This is a genomic window from Alistipes ihumii AP11 (assembly GCF_025144665.1).
Taxonomy (GTDB): Bacteria; Bacteroidota; Bacteroidia; order Bacteroidales; family Rikenellaceae; genus Alistipes_A; species Alistipes_A ihumii.
Window position 1 is genome coordinate 2,658,428 of record NZ_CP102294.1, and the last position, 20,465, is coordinate 2,678,892.

12 protein-coding genes are annotated in these 20,465 nt (G+C 51.2%); 8 read left to right on the forward strand and 4 right to left on the reverse strand.

Translation table 11 applies throughout. The features are described from left to right. Positions 1 to 176: 176 nt before the first annotated feature. Positions 177 to 1,475, reverse strand: coding sequence for a Na+/H+ antiporter NhaC family protein (locus tag NQ491_RS10755; protein WP_026089591.1), 1,299 nt, complete (start codon positions 1,473 to 1,475; stop codon positions 177 to 179). 144 nt (positions 1,476 to 1,619) lie between these two features. Here NQ491_RS10755 and NQ491_RS10760 point away from each other — a divergent pair, with 144 nt between their 5' ends. The 5 genes from NQ491_RS10760 to NQ491_RS10780 all read left to right on the forward strand — a co-directional run bounded on the left by NQ491_RS10760 (position 1,620) and on the right by NQ491_RS10780 (position 10,178). Next, on the forward strand, positions 1,620 to 1,937 hold the full coding sequence (locus NQ491_RS10760) for an LbetaH domain-containing protein (protein ID WP_390620800.1): 318 nt from the start codon (positions 1,620 to 1,622) through the stop codon (positions 1,935 to 1,937). A 268-nt stretch (positions 1,938 to 2,205) separates the two neighbouring features. Then, positions 2,206 to 4,572, forward strand: a complete 2,367-nt coding sequence (locus tag NQ491_RS10765; RefSeq protein WP_019245538.1) for an ABC transporter permease — start codon at positions 2,206 to 2,208, stop codon at positions 4,570 to 4,572. A 220-nt stretch (positions 4,573 to 4,792) separates the two neighbouring features. Beyond that, entirely contained in the window at positions 4,793 to 5,770 is a 978-nt protein-coding gene (locus NQ491_RS10770) for a hypothetical protein (protein WP_019245536.1), read from the forward strand. 591 nt (positions 5,771 to 6,361) lie between these two features. Continuing rightward, the gene (locus tag NQ491_RS10775) at positions 6,362 to 7,840 is read left to right on the forward strand and encodes a S41 family peptidase (protein ID WP_074431115.1); all 1,479 of its coding nucleotides are present in this window, start codon (positions 6,362 to 6,364) and stop codon (positions 7,838 to 7,840) included. Between the two features lie 586 nt (positions 7,841 to 8,426). Next, positions 8,427 to 10,178: an alpha-1,3-galactosidase-related protein gene (locus NQ491_RS10780; protein WP_019245531.1), complete on the forward strand. Its 1,752-nt coding sequence runs from the start codon at positions 8,427 to 8,429 to the stop codon at positions 10,176 to 10,178. A gap of 230 nt (positions 10,179 to 10,408) precedes the next feature. On the opposite strand, the gene NQ491_RS10785 is transcribed toward NQ491_RS10780, so the two are convergent. Continuing rightward, the gene (locus NQ491_RS10785) at positions 10,409 to 12,637 is read right to left on the reverse strand and encodes a TonB-dependent receptor domain-containing protein (RefSeq protein ID WP_019245530.1); all 2,229 of its coding nucleotides are present in this window, start codon (positions 12,635 to 12,637) and stop codon (positions 10,409 to 10,411) included. A gap of 815 nt (positions 12,638 to 13,452) precedes the next feature. On the opposite strand from NQ491_RS10785, the gene NQ491_RS10790 reads away from it, so the two are divergent. Next, entirely contained in the window at positions 13,453 to 13,770 is a 318-nt protein-coding gene (locus NQ491_RS10790) for a glycosyl hydrolase (RefSeq protein ID WP_147524825.1), read from the forward strand. Positions 13,771 to 13,870: 100 nt separating this feature from the next. Beyond that, positions 13,871 to 14,026, forward strand: coding sequence for a hypothetical protein (locus NQ491_RS11320; protein ID WP_147524824.1), 156 nt, complete (start codon positions 13,871 to 13,873; stop codon positions 14,024 to 14,026). Between the two features lie 665 nt (positions 14,027 to 14,691). Here NQ491_RS11320 and NQ491_RS10795 read toward each other — a convergent pair. Next, positions 14,692 to 17,061 (reverse strand): outer membrane beta-barrel family protein, encoded by a 2,370-nt coding sequence (locus tag NQ491_RS10795; protein ID WP_081587402.1) that lies wholly within the window; start codon positions 17,059 to 17,061, stop codon positions 14,692 to 14,694. Positions 17,062 to 17,075: 14 nt separating this feature from the next. Then, the gene (locus tag NQ491_RS11325) at positions 17,076 to 17,273 is read right to left on the reverse strand and encodes an SPASM domain-containing protein (RefSeq protein ID WP_074431114.1); all 198 of its coding nucleotides are present in this window, start codon (positions 17,271 to 17,273) and stop codon (positions 17,076 to 17,078) included. A 552-nt stretch (positions 17,274 to 17,825) separates the two neighbouring features. Between NQ491_RS11325 and NQ491_RS10800 the strand changes: the two genes are divergently transcribed. Further along, positions 17,826 to 20,291: an outer membrane beta-barrel family protein gene (locus NQ491_RS10800; RefSeq protein WP_147524823.1), complete on the forward strand. Its 2,466-nt coding sequence runs from the start codon at positions 17,826 to 17,828 to the stop codon at positions 20,289 to 20,291. The last annotated feature ends 174 nt before the right edge of the window (positions 20,292 to 20,465 follow it).

A 20,465-nucleotide genomic window follows, 5' to 3' on the forward strand; every position in this document is an offset into this window, starting at 1 on the left:
TGAGAATTTTTTCGTCCCGGGAACGGCGACGGTCGGCTGCGGAGATATTGCCTGAACCCGTTTTGTACAAGTCGCACCGTACGGACGGAATGCTTGCGAGGCGACCGCGCCCGGCCGGGTGTGGCGAGCGGCGTGAGGGACAATCGCTGTCGGGCGGCTGTACGGTCGGGCGATTCTTATGAATACTTTCTCGGATAGCGCAGCAGAATGGCCAGCAGCGAGCAGATGCCCAAAGCCATCGGGTAATAGAGGTAGCCGATGATCTCGAGCGGGGAGACGGACGCCAGCCCGGCCGCGATCATCAGTTGCGCCCCGTACGGGATCAGTCCCTGCACGAAGCACGAGAACGAGTCGAGCAGGCTGGCGCTCTTGCGCCGGTCCACTCCGAAGCGGTCCGCTATTTGCCGGGCGATCGGACCGGTGGTGATGATCGCGATCGTGTTGTTGGCCGTGCACAGGTTGGCCATGCTCACGAGCGCGGCGATGCTCAGCTCGGCCGTCCGCTTGCCCGAGACTTTCCGCGTCAGCGCGCCGATCAGGTAGTCGATGCCGCCGCCCCGGCGGATCATTTCGAGCATGCCGCCTGCCAGCAGCGTGATGACGATCAGTTCGCCCATGCCGGCGATGCCTTCGCCCAAGGCCCCGATCCACTCGATCCACCCGACCGATCCGCCGAGCAGACCTACGGCTCCCGTCAGCACGATGCCCGTTACGAGTACGGTCGTCACGTGTACGCCGCATATGGCCAGTACGAGCACGGCGAGGTAGGGTATGATCGGAATCCATTCGACGGATTGCCTCTGCGCAGCGGCGGGCATTTCCGCGCCGCTCAGCAGGTAGAGCCCGAGCACGGCTGCGGCGGCCGGGACCGCGATCAGGCCGTTTACCCGGAACTTGTCGCGCATGCTGCATTCTTGGGTGCGGGTCGCGGTGATCGTCGTGTCGGAGATGAACGACAGGTTGTCGCCGAAGAAAGATCCCCCGACGATAACGGCTACGATCATCGGCGTTTCCAGACCGGTTCTCTGGGCTATGCCGAGCGCGACGGGCGTCAGCGCGACGATCGTGCCGACGGAGGTTCCCACCGCGAGCGAGATGAAGCAGCCGGCCAGAAACAATCCGCCCAGCAACAGGTTTCCGGGCAGAATGCGCAGCGTCAGGCCGACCGTCGCGTCGATCGCGCCCGTCGCCTCGGCCGACCGGGCGAACGCTCCGGCCAGCACGAAGATCCAGATCATCAGCATCAGGTTGTGGTGCGATGCTCCCTGCGTGAAGTGCCGTATGCGCTCGGCGAGCGGCTCCCCGCGCGAGATCAGGACCGAGTAGACCGACGCGGCCAGAAAGGCGACGGCGATGGGGACCTTGTAGAAGTCGCCGGCCGCGAGCGACGTGCCCAGATAGAGGCACAGGAAAACGGCCAGCGGACTGAGCGCCAGCAGGCCGCGCGATTTTTTCGGACGGGCGGAATCGTTCATTTTCTCGTTTTTCAAGCCTCGTATCGCTTTCTCACGGGCAAAGATACTCTTTATATGAAAACGTGCGGTCCTCCGTTTGTCTCATATTGCGCTTTCTTTGCTTTTGTTTTGGAGAGAAATAGTCTGTGTGTCAGTGATTTGCATGTGAAGGCGGAATGTCGAAAATATATGGACAAAGAGGTGCTCGACGGGGAAGGGCAAAAAGAGCTTGCGGAGATGGCGTTGGAGACCGGACGGCTGCCGATGCGGCTCGACGCTGCGGACTTTGCCGACGCCGAGAGGAGGAAGTCGATTTTGAAAGATATGTTGGGAGGGATGGGTGAGCACGTCCATATCGATATCGACTTCCGCTGCGAGTACGGGAAAAACGGCGTGACAGGCGCGGGGAGCGTGGTGACGCGTTCCGTCCCTGCCGATTGCGTGGCGGTCGGCAATCCGTGCCGGGTGATAAAAAAACTCTGACGGCGGAGCGTTTTTCGGACGCGGCTTATCTGATCTGCCCTCTCCTGTGCCGACCGGGCCGCGCGCGGTTTCTTCCGTTCCGGACGGGATCGGGCCGAAGTCCGCTACATGTCTAATTATTCGACACAGGTGTCAAAAAATAAGACACGCAAAAAATAGACGGATAGGGGTAAATCGTTTGTTTTTAATTTGTTGTATTTGTGGTATGCTTTTTATTCCATAAAGTCCGAAATATAATACTTTCCGTGAAATCAAATCCTATGGAGCCATGAGAAACCTGAACATCGCTTTACGCTCGCTTTTTAAGCAAGGGCGCCACAACGTGACGAGAATCGTTTCGCTGAGTGTCGGATTGGCCGTCGCGCTGATACTGATTGCCAAAATCTGTTTCGAGCGGTCGTTCGATTCGTTCTATCCGGACGTAGAGCGGGTGTACCGGCTGGTCGAATACGGCTCGATGAACGGAGGCGATCCTTTTGAGTTTTCCCAGACGCCGGGAGCCGTAGCGCCTGCCATGAAAGAAGAGGTCCCAGGCATCGAGGCTGCTACGCGTCTGACCTACGTAACCGGAAAGGGAACCCGGATCACGGCCGGCGACAAGCGGCGCTACTTGGCCGATAACGTGCTGATGGCCGACAGTTGCCTGTTCGACGTGTTGCCGCGTCCCGTTCTGTCGGGCGATCCGAAAAAGGTGCTCGCCCGTCCGGGCTATGCGATGATATCGCGTTCGCTGGCCGAGAGGCTCGGGGGGATCGACCGGGTCGAAGGAGAAGTCCTCGTGCCGGTGGACGATCCCGGTTCGAGGTGGATCGTGGGCGGCGTGTTCGAGGACGTGCCGGAAAACTCGCACCTTCGCTACGATATTCTGGTGTCGCTGGAAGGCATGGCCGAGTGGAGCCGGAACAACTGGGTCGGGAACGATCGCTATCTGGGGTACGTCCGGTTGGCGCCGGGAGTGACGCCTGAGGGTCTGGATCCGGCGATCCGTCGGATGATCGACAAGCACATCGATAGCGAGGAGATGCGAAAGGCCGGGGCGAGTCTGCTATTTTCGATGAAGCCGCTGCGAGAGATGCACGCCGGCACGAGCGACGTCCGGAACATGTTCGTGATGCTGACGATTCTGGCTTCCGCTCTGCTGTTTACCGCGATGATGAACTATATCCTGATCGCGCTTTCGTCGCTCGCCGGTCGGTCCAAGGAGATCGCCCTGCACAAGTCGTACGGCGCTTCGGGAAGCGACGTGCTGCGACTGACGATGACCGAGACGCTGCTGCACATGGCCGTCTCGGTGGTTCTGGCGATCGTGCTGATCTTTCTGTGCCGCGGCCTGATCGAGGACCTGCTGGGCGTTTCTCCCGAGACCTTGCTGCTGTCGGAAGGGGCCGTCGTCCTGCTGGGCGTCTGCGCTGCCGTATTTCTGGTCACGGGACTCGTGCCGGGAATTCTTTTCGCCCGGATTCCGGTAACTTCCGCTTTCCGTCGTTCCAGGGAGAGCAGGCGGATATGGAAGCTGTCTCTGCTGTTCCTGCAGTTTGCGGCCGCCGGACTGCTGGTTTCGCTGCTGATCGCGATCGGCCGGCAGCATCGTTTCATGCTCGACAGCGACCCGGGATACTCGTTCGACCGGCTGGCTTTCTGTCCGGTTTCCGGACAGGATTCGGCGACCCGCGTCCGGATCGTCGAAGAGATCGGGAAGCTGCCCGAGGTGGAGTGGGTCTCTTCCTGCAGCTGTCTGCCGTTGCATGGCATGGCGGGGAACAACATCATGCTGCCGGGCTCGGACTGGGAGTGTTTCAACGTGGCCGACCAGTACGCGGTCGGCGGCGGATTCCTCGAACTGATGGAAATACCTCTCGTCGACGGACGCTTTTTTACCGAGGACGTATCGGGCTCGACGGAAATCATGGTCAGCCGGTCGTTCGTCGAACGGATGAAGGATTTCGCGGACTGGACGGACGGCCCGGTCGGCAAGATGATTTCCATTACGGGACATGAGCCTTGCGATTACACGATCTGCGGCGTGTACGAGAATTACCGCATCGGATCGCTGAACGGTATGGACCCGCGTCCGTCCGTGCTGTTTTACGATAGCAAGCCTTCTCCGATGTTGTTGATCAAACTGCGCGCGGTAACGGCCGAATCGGTGAATCGGGTCCGTGCGAAACTGCAGGAGCTGATACCGGACGGCGACTTGCAGCTGACGCTTTATTCGTCGGCCATGGCGAATCTGTACGGCGATTCGCGGAAGTTCAGGGATCAGGTCTTGATCGGCGGCATCGTCACGCTGCTTATTTCGTTGATCGGACTGATCGGCTACACGGACGACGAGACCGGCCGCCGTCGCAAAGAACTGGCCGTGCGCAAGGTGCACGGAGCCACACTGCGGGAAATCCTGCGTATTTTCCTTTCGGACATCCTGCGGGTCGCGTTGCCGGCCGTCGTGCTGGGATGTGCCGTCTCTTTCTTTGTCTCGGAGTTCTGGATGCGGCAGTTCGCCGAGAAGGCACCTTTGAGCCTGTGGATTTTCGTCGCCGGCGGTGCGGGCGTCGGTCTGGTCGTCACGGCCTGCGTGATCTATCGGACGTGGAAGGCGGCCGGCGAGGACCCGGTTAGGAATCTGAAAAGCGAATGATGCTGTCTGTGGCGATGCTTTCGGCGAAAAGCCCGATCCGGGAACGGAGACGGGCTTTTCGTTTGTTCGATCCGAGAAATCGCGTCCGATTCCGGGCGAAATGACTATCTTTGCCCCACGAAAGCCCGCCTGTTGCGAGGACGGCCGTGTCCGGGAGCGCGTCCGTTTTGTCGTGCGGCGGGAGTGGAAACCGAACTGTCAACCCTAAAAGCATTCAGACATGAAGAAACTGGCGACGCTTTGCCTGCTTTTCGCCGCGCTGGCCGGCGCGGGATGCACGGGCAAGACCGAAAAAAAATCCGCATCGAAAGGACCCGTCCCGATGACGCACATTCTGATCTGCTGCCGCAGCTCCAACGAGGGCGTTATCCGATTCAAGGTGGGCGACGAGTGGATCACGAACCACGATTACAGGAATATCGACCATGCCCGGGCCATTCTTTCCACGATTCAGCAGGCCGGTATCAACGATGTCATCATCGATTTGACGAATCCCAGCCAATGGGCCGAGACTCCGGCCAGCTGGCCCGGCTGCCAGCCGGGCGAGAATGCGCTGTGGGAGACCGAGACCAAAGATCAGATCGCGACGATCGAGCAGGTCTGCGAGGAGCTGGGCATGCGTTTCGTCATGTTTATCGGCAATCCGGCCGCGCATACGCTGGCCTACTGGAACGGGATAGCCGAGCGCATCTGGAAGTCGTGGGCTCAGAAGGATGTTTACCGCAAGTACGGCTATGGGGACGATCGCCCGATGCTGGTGGTTTTCTATATGGGCGAGGATTTCTGGAAAATGTACGATGCCGCGCCGGAGCACGAGAAGAATTACCTGGCCAAGTTCCGCATCGGGACCTGTCAGGTCAATTCCCCGATGAACTTCACGGCGACCGACGGCTGGGGCTACCGCAACCGCTCCTCCAGCTCGGACAACAAGGTGCGTTTCGTCTGCCCCAACGAGGGAGTCGCTCCGACGCAGTGGAAACGCAGTACGTTGCAGGAGTGGGAGGAAAAGGTCGTGTGGGCCGGCGAGGCGACCGAATACTGCGTTTTCGGGTCGTACGACGACACCTGCGACGCGATATTCTGGGGCATAGCCGATACCCGCGAGAGCCGCAATGCCTACAAGCGTTATCCCGGCGACGAAAGCCCGGACGCGTATTACAACGTAGTCAAGGACTATCTTTCGGACCGTGCGAAGTAGCGGAGTCCGTTACGGGGCCCGGGGAAAACGAACGGGCCGAGGCCCGACCGATTACCGGACCGTTCCGTACCGGCGATTGGCTTCGCACCGAAAAACGACAGCCGAACTTTCGGGTTCGGCTGTTTTGATTATTCCAGATAGATTGATGTGCAGCTTTTTGCGGGAAACGAAAATTTAATTATCTTTATGACACCGCCGGATACGGCAGAGAATGATCGATAGTATATGAAAAAGCGTCGGTGCATATTTCGTTTGCCGTTTCCCGACAGCCTGATTCGTTCCGATAGCACGGTCTCTTCCTGTATCGGGTACGAAACGTCGAAATTCGAAATAGCAGCTTTTTTCGAGGACGGCCGTAACGGAATGCCCGATCTGCTTGCGAAAGAGCGGTTGCGATATCGAAGTGGCAACGATAGTGTCCGATACGAAAACCATGAAAATGAAATTCGGCCGGAGCAGCGCCGGGACCCGTTTTCTCCGGATTCCGTATCGTTCGGCTTCTGTCTGACCTCGACGTGACCGCGTATTGAAAAGACAAATAATTCGGAATAGGATCCTTTCCCAACATTTAATCACCTAAATCTTTTTGCTATGAAACGATGTGCTTGGTTAACAGTCTGTTTTGTTCTTGTTTCGTATTGTTCATTCTCCCAACAACATGTTTCCATTCGAGATTTTGAGTTTCTCGTCGAGAAGATACGGAACGACTATCCGGGATATGAAGCGAAAGTCACGCCGGCTCTTTTTGCTTTGGAGGATCGGATTCGTCATAAGCTGGAGCTGCATCCTGATTCCTCTTTTTACTATTTCAGTGAATATACGAGCTATTTCAGGGACGGACACTTACGGATGGGCTGGCTCGGCGGTTCTTCGGCTCCGCAGAGCGAGTCGGTGACGATTCCCGTTCATCGTATCGACAGGGATTCTCTGATGCGGAAGAACAGCGATTCTCAGAACCTGGAAGGACTTTGGGTGTCGAATTTCGGGGAAGAGATCGCCATACTGAGGTCCGCAGCCGATACGAATTCCTTCGATGGAGTGTTTTTGTCTGATGACGAGGGCTTTTTCAATTTTACTCCGCTCGCTGACACGATATTCGCTTTCACTGCGAAAGGAGTCGCCCCGGGTTTCCCTAAAAAAAGTCTTGCGTTGCTCAGAATGAATCGGAAGATACTGGAAATACACCATTCGAATCATCGTTTTACGCGGAAGTCGAATGACGATATTTACGATCAGGCCGTGACATACACTTTTATCCCGTCTTGTCCGAACGGTCGGAACAATTATATAATGGCCAGCGTACTCGACGACAGTACCTTCTTTATGCGGATTCCGGGTTTTTATGATTATGATAAAGAACGCATCGAAGAGATGTTGACATGGTATCGGGACGATATACGAAGATGCCCCTATTTTATCATCGATCTCAGAGGGAATAGGGGAGGACGGAGTTCGGCTTATGAAGCGCTTCTTCCTCTTTTGTACACCCATCCTTTCGTACTCAAAGGTGTGGAGTGGTACGCTTCGGCGGGAAATATCGAGGAATTCGAAACGGCATTGAAAGAGGGCGATATAGTAGGGGGTGAAGAAGGTATCGCTTGGACGAAAGCCCTGATCCGGGAAATGAAAAAGCACCGTGGCGGTTTTGTCATCCATCCGTATGATCAGGGCGAATCGGATACGGTCGTCTACGATACGGTATATGCATACCCGCGCAGGGTGGGTATTTTGATCGATAAGTCGAATGCCTCGGCTGCCGAACGATTTTTGCTGTTTGCGAAAAATAGCGCCAAAGTGACTTTGTTCGGGAACGAGCACACGGCCGGGATACTGGATTATTCCAATGCCGTACCCCACACTTTGCCGTCGGGGAGATACGAACTGGTTCTTCCGATGACCCGGTCGCTCGACTTGCCGGATCATCCGATCGACAACATCGGCATTGCGCCGGACTGCCGTATTCCCTTTCCTCGCCCGACCGATTTGTACGACAAGCTGGATTCGTGGGTCTATTTCGTGAGGAATTATTTTCAGTTGGAAGACAGGCTGAAGCAGGAAGATGCGGAGTGATTCCGAGTGATGGCGTGAAGCGGAGAGAGCTGATTAAGCAAGGCTCCTTAACTTAATTGTCGGATCGTAATTTTTCGATACATGCAATTTGCTTTGTGTTATTCGAATATTACTAATTCGTGTTTTATGTATTGATTGTCCGTCGTGGAAGAACAGCTTGAGCTTTCGGCCTCATGATTGTGTCGTCGCATAAGTGAATTATGCCGGAAGAATGGCGGGGTACCTCCGTTTTACCGTTTTTTTCGGCGAGGACGACGTATGGATGAAGGCAATAACGACGCAGGAAGGTTGTCTTGTTGTCGAAAATAGGTATTTTTGAACGATGTGAAGGATGTGTGTCGGGCGTTTACGTCAACTGTTGCCCGAAATTGTTCGGGTAACAGTTGACGTCCGCTCGTGCGGCTTCGGAGATTCCCCGTTGCGGATTTTCCCGCGGATCGTGCGTTCGGCGTCGAAATCTATAGCATGGCCGTACGGCATGCTCGGCGCGGATACCGAAGGAGAGATGTGTAGGGGGTGAACCCGATGCAACGTTCTTGCATCCGATTCGGAGGCGTTTGTATTATGTTTCAGTGAACCCAAAATTATGAAAACGACATTTCGGGCCCTTTTGGCGGCTTCCCTCTGTCTGTTGACAGGCTGCAATGTCTCGACGAATGGCGGCGACGTTTATTTGAGCGACTTTCTCGATTCTGCATCGGCCGAAAGCGATGCTGTTCCGGCGATACGGGCGGCAGTGGCATACTGTGCGAAGACCGGTGCGTCCCGTCTCGTATTGCCGGGCGGCGAACTGAGGTTGCGTCCGGACCGGGCCGAAGAAAAATATCAGTTCATAAGCAACAACGACGAGAGTCTGAAACGGATCGCCTTCGATCTGGAAGGCATGCGGGATTTTACGATCGAAGGAGCCGGCACGAAGCTTCTCTTCTCCGGCTTTATCTCGCCGTTTAACTTGGAACGATGCCGCAATGTGACGATCCGCGACCTTTCGATCGATTATACCCGAACGTTCCACTCCGAAGGTATCGTTCGGGCGGCGGGTCCCGGATGGCTGGATGTGGAGTTTCCCGGAGAGTACGTTTGTGACTTGTCGGACGGATGCCTGCGCTTTCTCGACGACGAAGGTACGGTATATCCGTTTTCCAGTTTGCTGGAATTCGATGCCGTGAAGAGAGAACCGGCTTTTCATGTGGACGATTATTGGCTCGCGAAGCATACGATCGTAGCCCGGCAGCAACCCGGCGGACTGGTTCGGATATTTCGGGACGATCTGAAAGCCGGCATCGGCAACGTCATGGTCTTCGGCGCGGCCCGACGCCTTAATCCCGGATTTACGATTTCCGATTCGGAGGGCATCGCGATCCGCGACGTAAACCTTTACCATTGCGGGGGCATGGGGGTAATCGCGCAGCGTAGCCGCGATATCGAACTTCATCGGCTCCGTGTCGTTCCTGCTCCCGGGAAAGGGCGCGTGATCAGCATTACGGCCGACGCTACTCATTTTGTCAATTGCGGCGGGTATATTCGTCTGCTCGATTGTACGTTCGAGAATCAGAAAGACGATGCTACGAATATTCATGGCTTGTATATGCCTGTCGACAGCATTACGGCTCCGGACAGAGCGCTGTTGCGTTGGGGACATGCAGGGCAGTATGGCGTGGATTTTCTCGTTCCGGGAATGCGTGTCGAGGTAGTCGATAACATGAATCTCGAGACTTATGCGCATCTTACGGTCGAGAGCGTGAATCGGATCAATAAAAACTATACGGAAGTGAAATTTGCCGAGCCTTTGCCCGAACGTGCAGGCAAAAGTCATTTGATTGCAGCCGATGAGGATTATCCCGAAGTCCTCGTTCGCGGTTGCCGGATGTCGGGAAACCGGGCGCGCGGGCTCTTGCTCGGCTCCCGGGGACGGATCGTTATCGAGCGCAATTACTTCCATATAGCCGGGGCCGCTGTTCTGTTCGAGGGCGACGGCAATTACTGGTTCGAGCAGTCCGGGGTGCGCGACGTGTCGATACGCGATAACGTGTTCGAGAATTGCAATTACGGCAGTTTGGGCTGGGGAAATGCCTGCATAGCCGTAGGAAGCGGCATTCCCGAGCGTCGGCAGAGCCGGTATCACCGGAATATTCGGATTGAGAACAATGTATTCCGGGGTTTCGATCCCCGAATCGTCAATCTTTATTGTGTCGACGGGTTCGTTTTTACGGATGACAACCGCATCGAACATACCGACGACTATCCCTATGCGCTCGGGGAAAACCGCCGTTTTGTGACGGAGTATTGCGACGGCGTCGAACTGCCTGAAGAGCGGACCGCTGACTCGATAAAATGACTTTATTTTCCGTTTCATCGGTGCTTTGTTTCGTCGGAAGAACGGGAACAGGTATCCCGCTCCTCCGGGTTCCCGATGTTTCCGGTTCCCCCGTACGGGATTCCGTCGGAGAAAACTTCATGGCAGCGGCCTATTCGAGGATACGCGATCGCCGGCCGCAAGCCGCGGCTGACAAATGTCATGATTCTTCCGGGTGCGAATATGTTCGGTGTATTGAAGACAGTGGCCTATTATTCTTTCAGTCTCAGTGTGGTTTCCTGCGATGAATTTCTTCTGTGCTGCGCTCCGGAGCTTTTCTTGTTGCCGAAAGAGTAGGAAAGGTTTACGAATGCTTCGGTCGAATAGTATTTGGCTTTGGTCAGGAATCTGTAAATGTCGTATGTCTGTTCTGTCGTACTCCTGTTGAGAAACAAGTTGTTCACCCCGAAATTTATCACCCAATCCTGCGTAATGATCTTTTTGACACCCAGCGAAAGACGTACTTTGGGATCGATCTCCATGTAAGCGAGTTTCATTTTTCCCGTGTAAGAGGCATTGACCGTCACGCTCCAGTTGCTTTTCTTGGAAAGTACGATATTCGAGAAAATCGATGCGTCGTAATAGAAATCCGAATTGTCGATAACCAACGATTCCGCATGTCCTTTATCCCTTCTGTAATTTCCGTTGGCGGCAATTTTGACGTACCAGTAGTCATTCAGCAGGGATTTGTTCCAGTTGAAACCTAAGCTGAAGGAATGCAGGTCCCCGTAGTTGAGGTTTTTCAGCTTTGTGTATTTGCCGTCGACCGGAATCTGAAAGTTATTGGTACAGTCGGCCACATACATGTAACTGAACAGGAAAGTATAGGCGCCTTTGAGCGTATATGTCAGACCGTTGGAGTACATCCGGGCTGTTTTTAGGTCGGGATTGAACTCCTTGTAGGTCGTAGGATTCAGCCAAAAGACGAAAGGATTCAGAGAGTAATATCCGGGCCGGGCCGCTATCGAAAACAAGTTATAAGACAACCGGTGGTTCGCATTCGGAGCGAACATGACGGATAGGGAAGGAATAAGATTCAGGTCGTGTCTGGTAATTTTGTCTCCTGTCGCTTTTTGGTTGCCGCGGGCATCGACATTTTCGAGACGGGCACCGACTATTCCCGACCACTTGTCGTTGATTCGCCAACTGTAAGAGAGGAATCCCGCAATATAAGTCTCTCGATAGGAGAAGAAATTGTTTTTCCCCGTGTCGGGAATATATTGGTCGTCGACGACGGAAGTATAGTAAAAATCCGATTCGGAATCGGTGCGGGTGCCTTCGAATCCGGCCGTCAGGCTGTGCTTGGCATTGAAATCGTGCTTGTATTCGATTTTGCCGGAATAGCTGTTCAAGGCATCCGTTCCCGACTGTTCGAATCTCGATCGCAAAACCTGTTCCTCTGCATTGTGCAGAAAATAGCTGTTGAAAACGGTATTATCCCGGTCGTTCCGCAGATAGTCCAAGTCGATGGTCAGCCAATCGTTTTCGGACATTTTCCCTCGGTAGTTCAGGTTGACGGCATATCTCGACACGGGAGCATCCGTTCTGTTGTCGGAATAATAGACCGAGTCGATGGAGGGAGAATTCAGTTTTCCATAATAGATATCCGATAACATTCTGTTTTTTCCTTCAGTATGAAAGGCGTCGAACCCCATGCCTACCGTATGGTTTGGGTTTATCCGATAGTCTGCTCTCACGTTCCCTCCCGTCATCAGGCTCCGGGTATTGTTGTTCTCGTGCAGGCGTTCTTTGTCTCCCGAATTGAAATAGTCGTAATCGGTATCGTTGACGGCATCTTGAATGGAATGGTTGACGTAGAGGCCTGCGGTCACATTCAGATTTTTCTTTTGCATGTCGAGATAGAGGCTTCCGTACTGGGAATTGTTCTTACGCTGAACGTCCTCGACATAGAGACTTCCCCTCACGCCGTCGTTCTCGTTCTTTTTGAGTTCTATGTTGATAATGCCCGTATTGCCGGAGTCCCGCAAAGTGGTTCCCGGATTCGTTATGACTTCGATCTTAGCGATATTTTCTGCGGGGATACCCCTCAGATAGGCATTCATGGATTCGGCAGGAACATTGGTTTTCCGTCCGTTGATATATAAAAGAGTCGATTCCTTGCCGATGATGGACAGTTGCCTGTTTTCTTCTTTTACCAGCGGAGCGAATTTCAATACCTCGTATATGTTGTTCCCCTTTGCCAGATTCGTGCCGGCTATGTTGAATACCAGTCTGTCGCTTTTCTGAACGGTATTCTGTTCGACTGAAACCACAAATTCGTCGAGACGGACCGACAACGGAGCGAATACGACTTTCAATGGTTCCGATGGACTGCCGTCCGTTATGTCTATGTCTTTATATCCGAATGCGGTGATTTTGACGAACTCTTTGCCGAAATCGACGTTTCCCGGAAATACGATCCGCCCCGCACTGTCGGCCATTACGGTCTGTCGTATCGCCAGATCGGTTTTGGACAGCCGGAACGCGATTGCATTGACCGCCGGAGAACCGTTTTCATTCAGGACGGTGACCGTTGTTTGTTGAGTGATTTGTTGCCCGTTGCAGATCGGTAGATTGTGGCAAAATGCCAAGGCGAGTAGGAAGGCGGCGGATTTCATAATAGTTATACTTTGCGGAATTTGCGATTGTATCTTTACACAATATAGATAATAAAAATTGAAAATCAAATTTTTACCGTGTTTTTGCCCGAATTGTTATAACGAGTTTTATTGTCGCTTTAATTGAAAGATAGCAGACCGGCCACGGCAGTTCGGATATGGACGTCTATATTCGATTCTGTACAAAAATAGATTATCGGTTTCGAGAGAAATGATTTTCGGTTCTGTATTTTAGGGAATTTTTCCAGTCCTGATGCAACAAACCTACCGGCAAGGAAACCACGCGTTAACGCCATATCTATTATATGGTCTGCAGACGAGGAGATATGCGGTATGTATTACATGTCGTTTATGGAGGATAGAAGATGTGGTTGTACGCGAACCATTGGGTGTAGTCGGGTTGCTATTGTATCTGCTCTTTTTTGAACAGAGATAGATGTTTTTAAGGTAACACAGCTTGCTTGCACCGAATAGAAAGACGCTCGGTGTGAGCGCCTGGCTATTGTGAATCTTTTTTACTTTTTATTGTCGGACTTTCACTGTTTTTGACAAGTAAAGCAAGTATTCGGATGGTGATTTTCTGATAAGAAGAATAACCTGAATATTTGTATAATCTAACCCTGCAACTAACTAACCAAATGAACCTATTACGATCCTTACTCGGGGGATTGTTTTGTGTGGTGACCTCATTTGGTTGGAGCGTTTCATCTGCGCAAGTTCCTGTCGTTCCTCCTTTCGATGAATTACATCAACCTTTCGGTGTTAAAGATTATCAGAATTTTGCCAACCCGGACAAAGTGTTCTATCCCGAAACATGGTTCCATTATATCGGTGGTGATGTTTCTTTGGAGGGAATTACGAAAGATCTGGAAGCTATCGCTGATGCCGGTTTTTCCGGAATTCGGTTGTTTCATGGACAGTTTGCGGCGTTTGGCCCGGAACCGATGAGTAGATAGCCTGTCTTAGTCCTAAATGGGAAGCTGCGGTGCGGCATACCGCAAAAGAGTGTGAGCGATTGGGTCTGCGTTTTACGATGCAGGGGGCCCCGGATGGGCTATGGCGGGAGGGCCGTGGATTCGGCCCGAGCAGACGATGCGTCATTTGGTATGGAGCCGGGCGCGGATGTCACGGCAAAAGACCCGGACGCAATTATTTTGCCGGCAGCTTTTCCCAAAGAGGAGAATTGGAGGGATTACCGAGATGTGGCGGTGATTGCGTTCCCGACACCTTTGGATGATACAGGAATTCCTTTGCGACCCGAAACAGTCAAAAGCAATACCGAGCATGATTGGGCAAAAGTATTGACCGGGGAAGCTCCTGTGCAACTTGGGGCGACTACGGAGAATGGTCCTTATCGGATTGATGTGACTCTATCCGAAAAGGCGGTGGTACGCACGGTCGAATTTCCCTCGATCAACGGGTTGAGTCATGCTCGGTGTTATGAGCCCGGAGTACGGGTTCGCGTACAGGCCGTGATGCCCGATGGTGAAGAGATCGATACTCTACATACCGATTTGCCGCAGAGCAGCTGGAGGATGATCGTCCGATTACGTTGGCTTGTATCGAGACGGAACCGACACGTAATTACCGGATCACGATCGTCAATCAGCACGATATAACCTTGGCCTACAGAGAGACTTCGGATTCTGAAGTTTCTCTGTAGGAAGGAATTTCATGAGGGGGGAAAACCGAAAGTATCGGAAACTCGAAAGCAAGTGCCTTAAAATATATAATTTAAGAATATAAGATATAACATTCGTCCTTGTGCATTAATCCGATCGAGTCTTCGGCATGGAAAAGTGTGATATGCCCCGTTTGTACTGCTTACAGTATCTTTCGTTTTTGCTTTGGTTCTGAAAAAATGACGCTTGGCCCCGTCAATCCGCCCGCTGCAGGATTTCCGTATTGCCTCGACGGGATTTCAACGCCTTGACGGTTCCGTTGAAAAGATACGAAACGGCTACCTTGACTCCCCGCATGTCAAAATTGCCTCTGTTACGCGTCACGACGTTCAGGTACCGATCCTCCCAGTTATTCCAATTGCTCCCGTCCAACAGATCCGTCCCTTCGATATTGACGGTCAGCTTCCTTTGGCAAAAGTAGCCCATCATTCCCACTGTGAGGTTGTTGTAGGCGAATTGGTAAGTGGTGAGCGAATAACTCGGACTGGAATAGGAAAAGTTTGTGTATAGCTCAAAATGTTTGCTCAACGTCAGGTTGACATTGGCCGCACACTCCCATGACGCGTGGTTTACCAATTTACGGCCGTTCAAAAAAGGGACGTTGACTCTCGGCACTCCCAATCCGGCCATGCAATTGAAGCTCCATTTCTGTGCGGCGTAATTGAAAAAAGCCTCGCAATAAAACGACTCCGATCGAGGAATGTTGATCGGTACCATCATCAGAATATTCGAGTTATCCTCATCGTTTATGTATGTTTGCAGCCGTGCGTCTTTGGTCTTTACGTACCTCATAGAGAAAGATAACATATCCTTGAAGTCGATCCCTACGACCCATTCGTTCTCATAAGAGGGTTTTACGAAAGGGTTTCCGCTCACGTAACTTAGCGAATCTTCATAAGATATGCACGGGTCCAGTTCGCGAAACCCGGGCCGGGACACCCGGCGGGCATAGCTCGCACGGACCTTCAGTTTCTCGGACGCATGGATGAAAATATTCGCATTCGGGAGAAAATCCGAGAAAGATCGGTCGACTTCTTCAGCTTCGTTCGCTTCGGCCGAATTCTGGTCGATCCGAGTTCGTGCGTATTCGTATCGTATTCCCGCCTCCAATTCTCCGAACTTCCATGCTCTGTTCAGATTCAAGTAACCCGCAGCGGTCAGATCGCCGATCCGAGTACGTTCCGACAGGTCGGAGAGATAAGTCGTCCGGGTAGAGGAGTGGAAATTGTTGTCGACGAATGAAAATTGAGCGCCTGCATCGGATTTTATTCGGGACGGAAGCAAAAAGCTGTACTTCAGATGTCCGGTATAAATCCGATATTTGCTTTTGTTCCGAATCTCCGTATTAAGAATCGAATGGGACGTCAGATTCGTCTCTTTGATGTGGCTCTGTTCCGTATTGGCCGCGGTTGAATAATCGGCAATGAACATCAGGCGGCTGTCCGGCTTCCTTTCGTAAACGTAATTGATCGTTCCGCTGTGTAAAGAGCGGTCGGGAAAAAGGTTTTCACTGAAATCTTTGAATGTCTCCTCGTTGCGACCGATAATCTTTCCGGTTCCCCGAGAGGTATGCTCGGATCGGGTCCCGCTATAAAAATATTGAAATCCGAGACTGCTTTTGGGACTGATCGTCACGTCGACGCCTGTCAGTAAACGGTGCCCGTTGACATGACTCAGAAAATCATATCGTTTGGTATTGCTGAAAACACCGGTCGAATCGATGATGTTTTTTTCCGAGCTCTCGAAAATTTTGCTGTTGATGTGGTTATAGTTATAACTCAACACGGAGGTGACGCTCTTTTTCCGAAAACTTAAGCGAACCGAAGGATTATCGGATATTTTACGCGTCATATTCAGTGCGTTCGAGAGCTGGACGGACAATTCGTCCTTCAGGCGTTTCGTCGTTTTAATCCGCACGACCGCTTTGGCGGTATAGGCGGGCGAAGGGTTGCGATCCACTTCGATGCTGCGTATGTCGATGGAACGGATCGCCTCGAGCTCCTCCCAGTTTTTGATCTCTCGGTCGTTGACGATCACCAGCGGCTTGCCCCGACCGATCACGCTGAAATCCTCCCTGCCGGTAGCGATCATTCCCGGAGTTCTTCGGAACATGTCCATGACATTCCCTGCGTCGCGCAATGTCGAATTTTGAACATCGACCAGAATTTTGCCATGTTCAAGCTTAACGGCGGGTCTTTTTGCCGTTATGGTAACAGTTTGAACATGAAAGGCGTCGGGCTTCAGAACGAACTCCAGACCCTGAGCGATGCTTTCCGATGCGGTCGAATCGAGACGGATGGAGGACGATCGGTAGCCTAACAGCGACACGCTTACGAACAGAGGATTATGCGCCGGCACTTTCATCTCGAAACGATCTTCGAAAAACATTTCGCCGGCGAGCACTACCGTGTCGGACCGGTTCAGCGTCGATACGACCACATGGTAGTATTCGACCGAATCCCCCGTGGCCAGTTTTACGGAACCTCTGATCGTCGTTGAGTTCTGTGCCGGTGCAAATGCGGAGGAAAAACACAAATATCCTACTAACAGCAGAAAACGTTTCATAAGAGTTGGGATTTTTATTGTTCATAGCATTTATAAAGGGCGGGTAACATATCGGCCAGTCTCGTTTTATAGATGGAACAATAATTTATGCTTTTCCCCATTTTCTTCTTTTGTCTGTCTAACGGACAACCGCCACCGCATATAGGGAAAACATTACATGCCAAACATTCTTCGTCCTCGAACGGATCCAAACCGAATGTCGCTTGAGCCATTTTCGATAAAGATACGCTTTTTTCTTTTATGTTGCCAACTTTATATTCCGAGTTGCCCGGATTAAGTATGCCGTCCGAATATTTGTTTCGACCATGGAGATCATGTATTTCCGGCTTTAGGTGTTGAGACCGTTACCAATATGAAAGGTACATGATCTCGCGCGTATTCATGTTAATTTTACATACGGGGTTTCCCGAACCCATTATGATACTGAATAGGAATAACATTCGGATATGGGGATTGTCAAAATACTGAAAATCAATATAAAAATATTTTTATCAACCCCTTTGTGAGAAAATGAAAATGCGCGGTTGTCTATAAAATATAATATAATATTGTTGATGATTAAATGAAAAAAATGTCAGGGTCCGAATGGGGCAAACAAATACAAGGTTATATTCGGTCGTAAGACACAAATTTCTTACTTGTAAAGAATTAGGATCGTGCAGCGCAAATTATACAATAGATACGATCGGTTGTTTCTGTTTTTAAATATTATTTATAACTTATTGTTTCCGTGGTATTTGCATGTAAGAGAAATCTTATTAACTTTGAGTAAGCCTCTTGCAGGACGATTTTTTCGATTTGTCGAAGACATGTTTTTACATAAAAAAGGAAATGTTTTGGAGTTAAGTTTCATGTGCTTGCTGTTTTTGGCAATCGTGAGTCCTGTCCAAGCTCAAAATAAGCCTGTAATTAGAGGGGTTATTGTCGATTCTATAAAGAAAGAGAAAATATCCTCAGCCAATATCATGGTGTATAAGCACGATTCGATATTAGTTGCGAATGCGGTTTCCGGCAAAGACGGGACTTTCGTATTGAAAGGTATTGCCGAGGGTGAATATACTTTGCATATTTCGCATATTCAATATGGCGATCGTCTTCTCCCGTGGACGGTTCGGCATAGCATATCGTCGGCAGATACGCTTTATTTGTCTTCTCGCGACTATGTGCTGGACGATCTGGTCGTCGGGCCACGGTGGATTCGTCGACAAGCGGATCGTTATAAAGTCTCGATGAAAAATAATCCGATTGCCCGAGGTGTCAATATCAAGGATGCGTTAGGTCGGCTACCTGGCGTTTCGTCCCGTAACGGGCTTTCGATCAACGGCATAAGCGGGACGACGGTTTACGTGAACGGACGCAAATTGTCCAGTGAGAAAGAATTGGATGCTATTCCTGCCGCTTTAGTCAAGAATGTGGAGGTCGTTTTTGTTTCCGGGAGCGCCCATGACGCCCGATCGAGAGGAGGAGTTATTTTGATTACGTTGGATAACCCGGACGACAGAGGCGGATATGGCACGATTGCGAACGATCTGAGAGTTCGACCTCGGTACGGTATCGGCGGAGAGAGTGTCAATTCGGTTGTGAATTACAAATACGATAAATGGAATGTGTACAATTATGTCGATTATGATTATTTTAAGACGCTGTCGGACTATGCGATCGATTCCTATTACCCGGAATCCTTTTCCCGGATCGACATGCGAACGCGAGGTCGCGGTCATAGTCACGGACTAAGCGACAATTTGGGAATCGTATACGAAATCACTCCTCGACATAATCTGGGAGCTAATTTCAATTTGAGTCTGGACCGCTCTGACTCCGAAGAGTCGTCGCTTTCGTACATATCGACGTATAATAAAAGCGCGCCGTCGGGCAGCTCGTCCGCAACGAGCACTCCCCGCGGACGGAATAATTTGTATCAGATCACCTTGAATTACCTTTGGAAGATCAATGACGACGGCGCTTCTCTCAATATCAAGTCGGATTATTTAAACACTTTGGGCACAAACGACGCTTATCGTACATATCGTTACGATTACGAGGGAGAATTGCCGTATTCCGTTCGGAATAAGGATCATCTGCAAGATCGCATTCATATGTTCGATAACCGGATCGATATCAGTGTCCCTATCCGGAAAAAACATCAATTGCTTTTCGGCGGCCGTTATTATCTGAATCGGACCAACCGAATCGCTCAATACGATTCGTTGCACGATGAAGTCTGGGTGAACGATGCCAAGCTGAGCGATCGTTTCGGCCTGCAAGGTGACGGATATGCCGTTTATACCAGCTTTTCGTCTTCCATCCATCGGTTTTCTTACTCTTTGGGGCTGCGTGCCCAATGGGACGGAATTGATTATACCTCCCGGATCGGACATGAAAATACGGAGCGTCGCTATATGCATTTTTTTCCGACGGTCAGTCTTAGCTATGCATTGGACGATGACGATACGATGCTGGCCAGCCTTTCCTATACGCGAGGCATACAATATATGCCTTTCAATGAGATCTCTTCGACCGTCAGATTCCTGTCGGAATACTCGTATACGCGGGGAAATCCCGACCTGACCCCGGCGTTTTACAATGCCGTACAGTTTTCCGCAACGATCAAAAAATGGGATATCTACTATAACTACGAATATATTCCCAACATGATCCATTATGTGACATTTATCGATGATGAAAATCCGTTGGTCAAATATTCGATGCCGATGAATTCGTCCTCGATTACCGGGCATATAGCAGGCTTTACCCGCGAATTCGACATAACCAAGTGGTGGAATCTATCCGCCGATCTGATGCTCAGAAACCGTAAGACCCGATATGAAGAATCCGGAGTCAAAAAAGCATACCGAAGCACCGCCTATTTTGCGGATATCACCAACTATTTCACGTTCGGTAACACATCCGGGGGCGAAATCAGTTTTTACGGAGAGACCGCGGAGAAAATCGACGATAAGACGGTGTTCCCCGTTTACAGTATCGGCGCGAAAGTTTATCAATATATCCTGAAGAAAAAGTTTCTTCTGAAGCTAAGCGCCAATCAGATCGTATCCAAATTGCGATCCAATCGAATCGATAAGGAGATCTATCAATCGCGAAGCAGATTCCTGACCGACCAGACCGCTTTGATTTTCAGCATTCAGTATAACTTCAGATCGGCAAAGGATGTTCGTGTCAAACGAATCCAGAAGATACAGTCGGTCCAAAAACAAGAAGAAAGGGAGTAACTCGAAAAGCCTTTAAGTGAGTAAAGAAATCTAAAAAAAATTATTATGAAAAAGTTGAAAAAAAAATCAGATTCCGGCACTGACAGTTGCAGAACAGGATAAACTTCGTAGGGTGTTTATAGGGATTGGCCTCGGATTTTTGCTTGATCTAAAGAATACAATTGCGTTAAAACC

What these genes read in the sequence shown, in the direction of transcription:
- NQ491_RS11320 (WP_147524824.1), top strand. Translation starts at nt 13,871, where the DNA reads ATGGCGGGAGGGCCGTGGATTCGGCCCGAGCAGACGATGCGTCATTTG.
- NQ491_RS10775 (WP_074431115.1), top strand. Translation starts at nt 6,362, where the DNA reads ATGAAACGATGTGCTTGGTTAACAGTCTGTTTTGTTCTTGTTTCGTAT.
- NQ491_RS10785 (WP_019245530.1), bottom strand. Translation starts at nt 12,637, where the DNA reads ATGGCCGACAGTGCGGGGCGGATCGTATTTCCGGGAAACGTCGATTTC.
- NQ491_RS10755 (WP_026089591.1), bottom strand. Translation starts at nt 1,475, where the DNA reads ATGAACGATTCCGCCCGTCCGAAAAAATCGCGCGGCCTGCTGGCGCTC.
- NQ491_RS10770 (WP_019245536.1), top strand. Translation starts at nt 4,793, where the DNA reads ATGAAGAAACTGGCGACGCTTTGCCTGCTTTTCGCCGCGCTGGCCGGC.
- NQ491_RS10765 (WP_019245538.1), top strand. Translation starts at nt 2,206, where the DNA reads ATGAGAAACCTGAACATCGCTTTACGCTCGCTTTTTAAGCAAGGGCGC.
- NQ491_RS10780 (WP_019245531.1), top strand. Translation starts at nt 8,427, where the DNA reads ATGAAAACGACATTTCGGGCCCTTTTGGCGGCTTCCCTCTGTCTGTTG.
- NQ491_RS11325 (WP_074431114.1), bottom strand. Translation starts at nt 17,273, where the DNA reads ATGGCTCAAGCGACATTCGGTTTGGATCCGTTCGAGGACGAAGAATGT.
- NQ491_RS10790 (WP_147524825.1), top strand. Translation starts at nt 13,453, where the DNA reads ATGAACCTATTACGATCCTTACTCGGGGGATTGTTTTGTGTGGTGACC.
- NQ491_RS10795 (WP_081587402.1), bottom strand. Translation starts at nt 17,061, where the DNA reads ATGAAACGTTTTCTGCTGTTAGTAGGATATTTGTGTTTTTCCTCCGCA.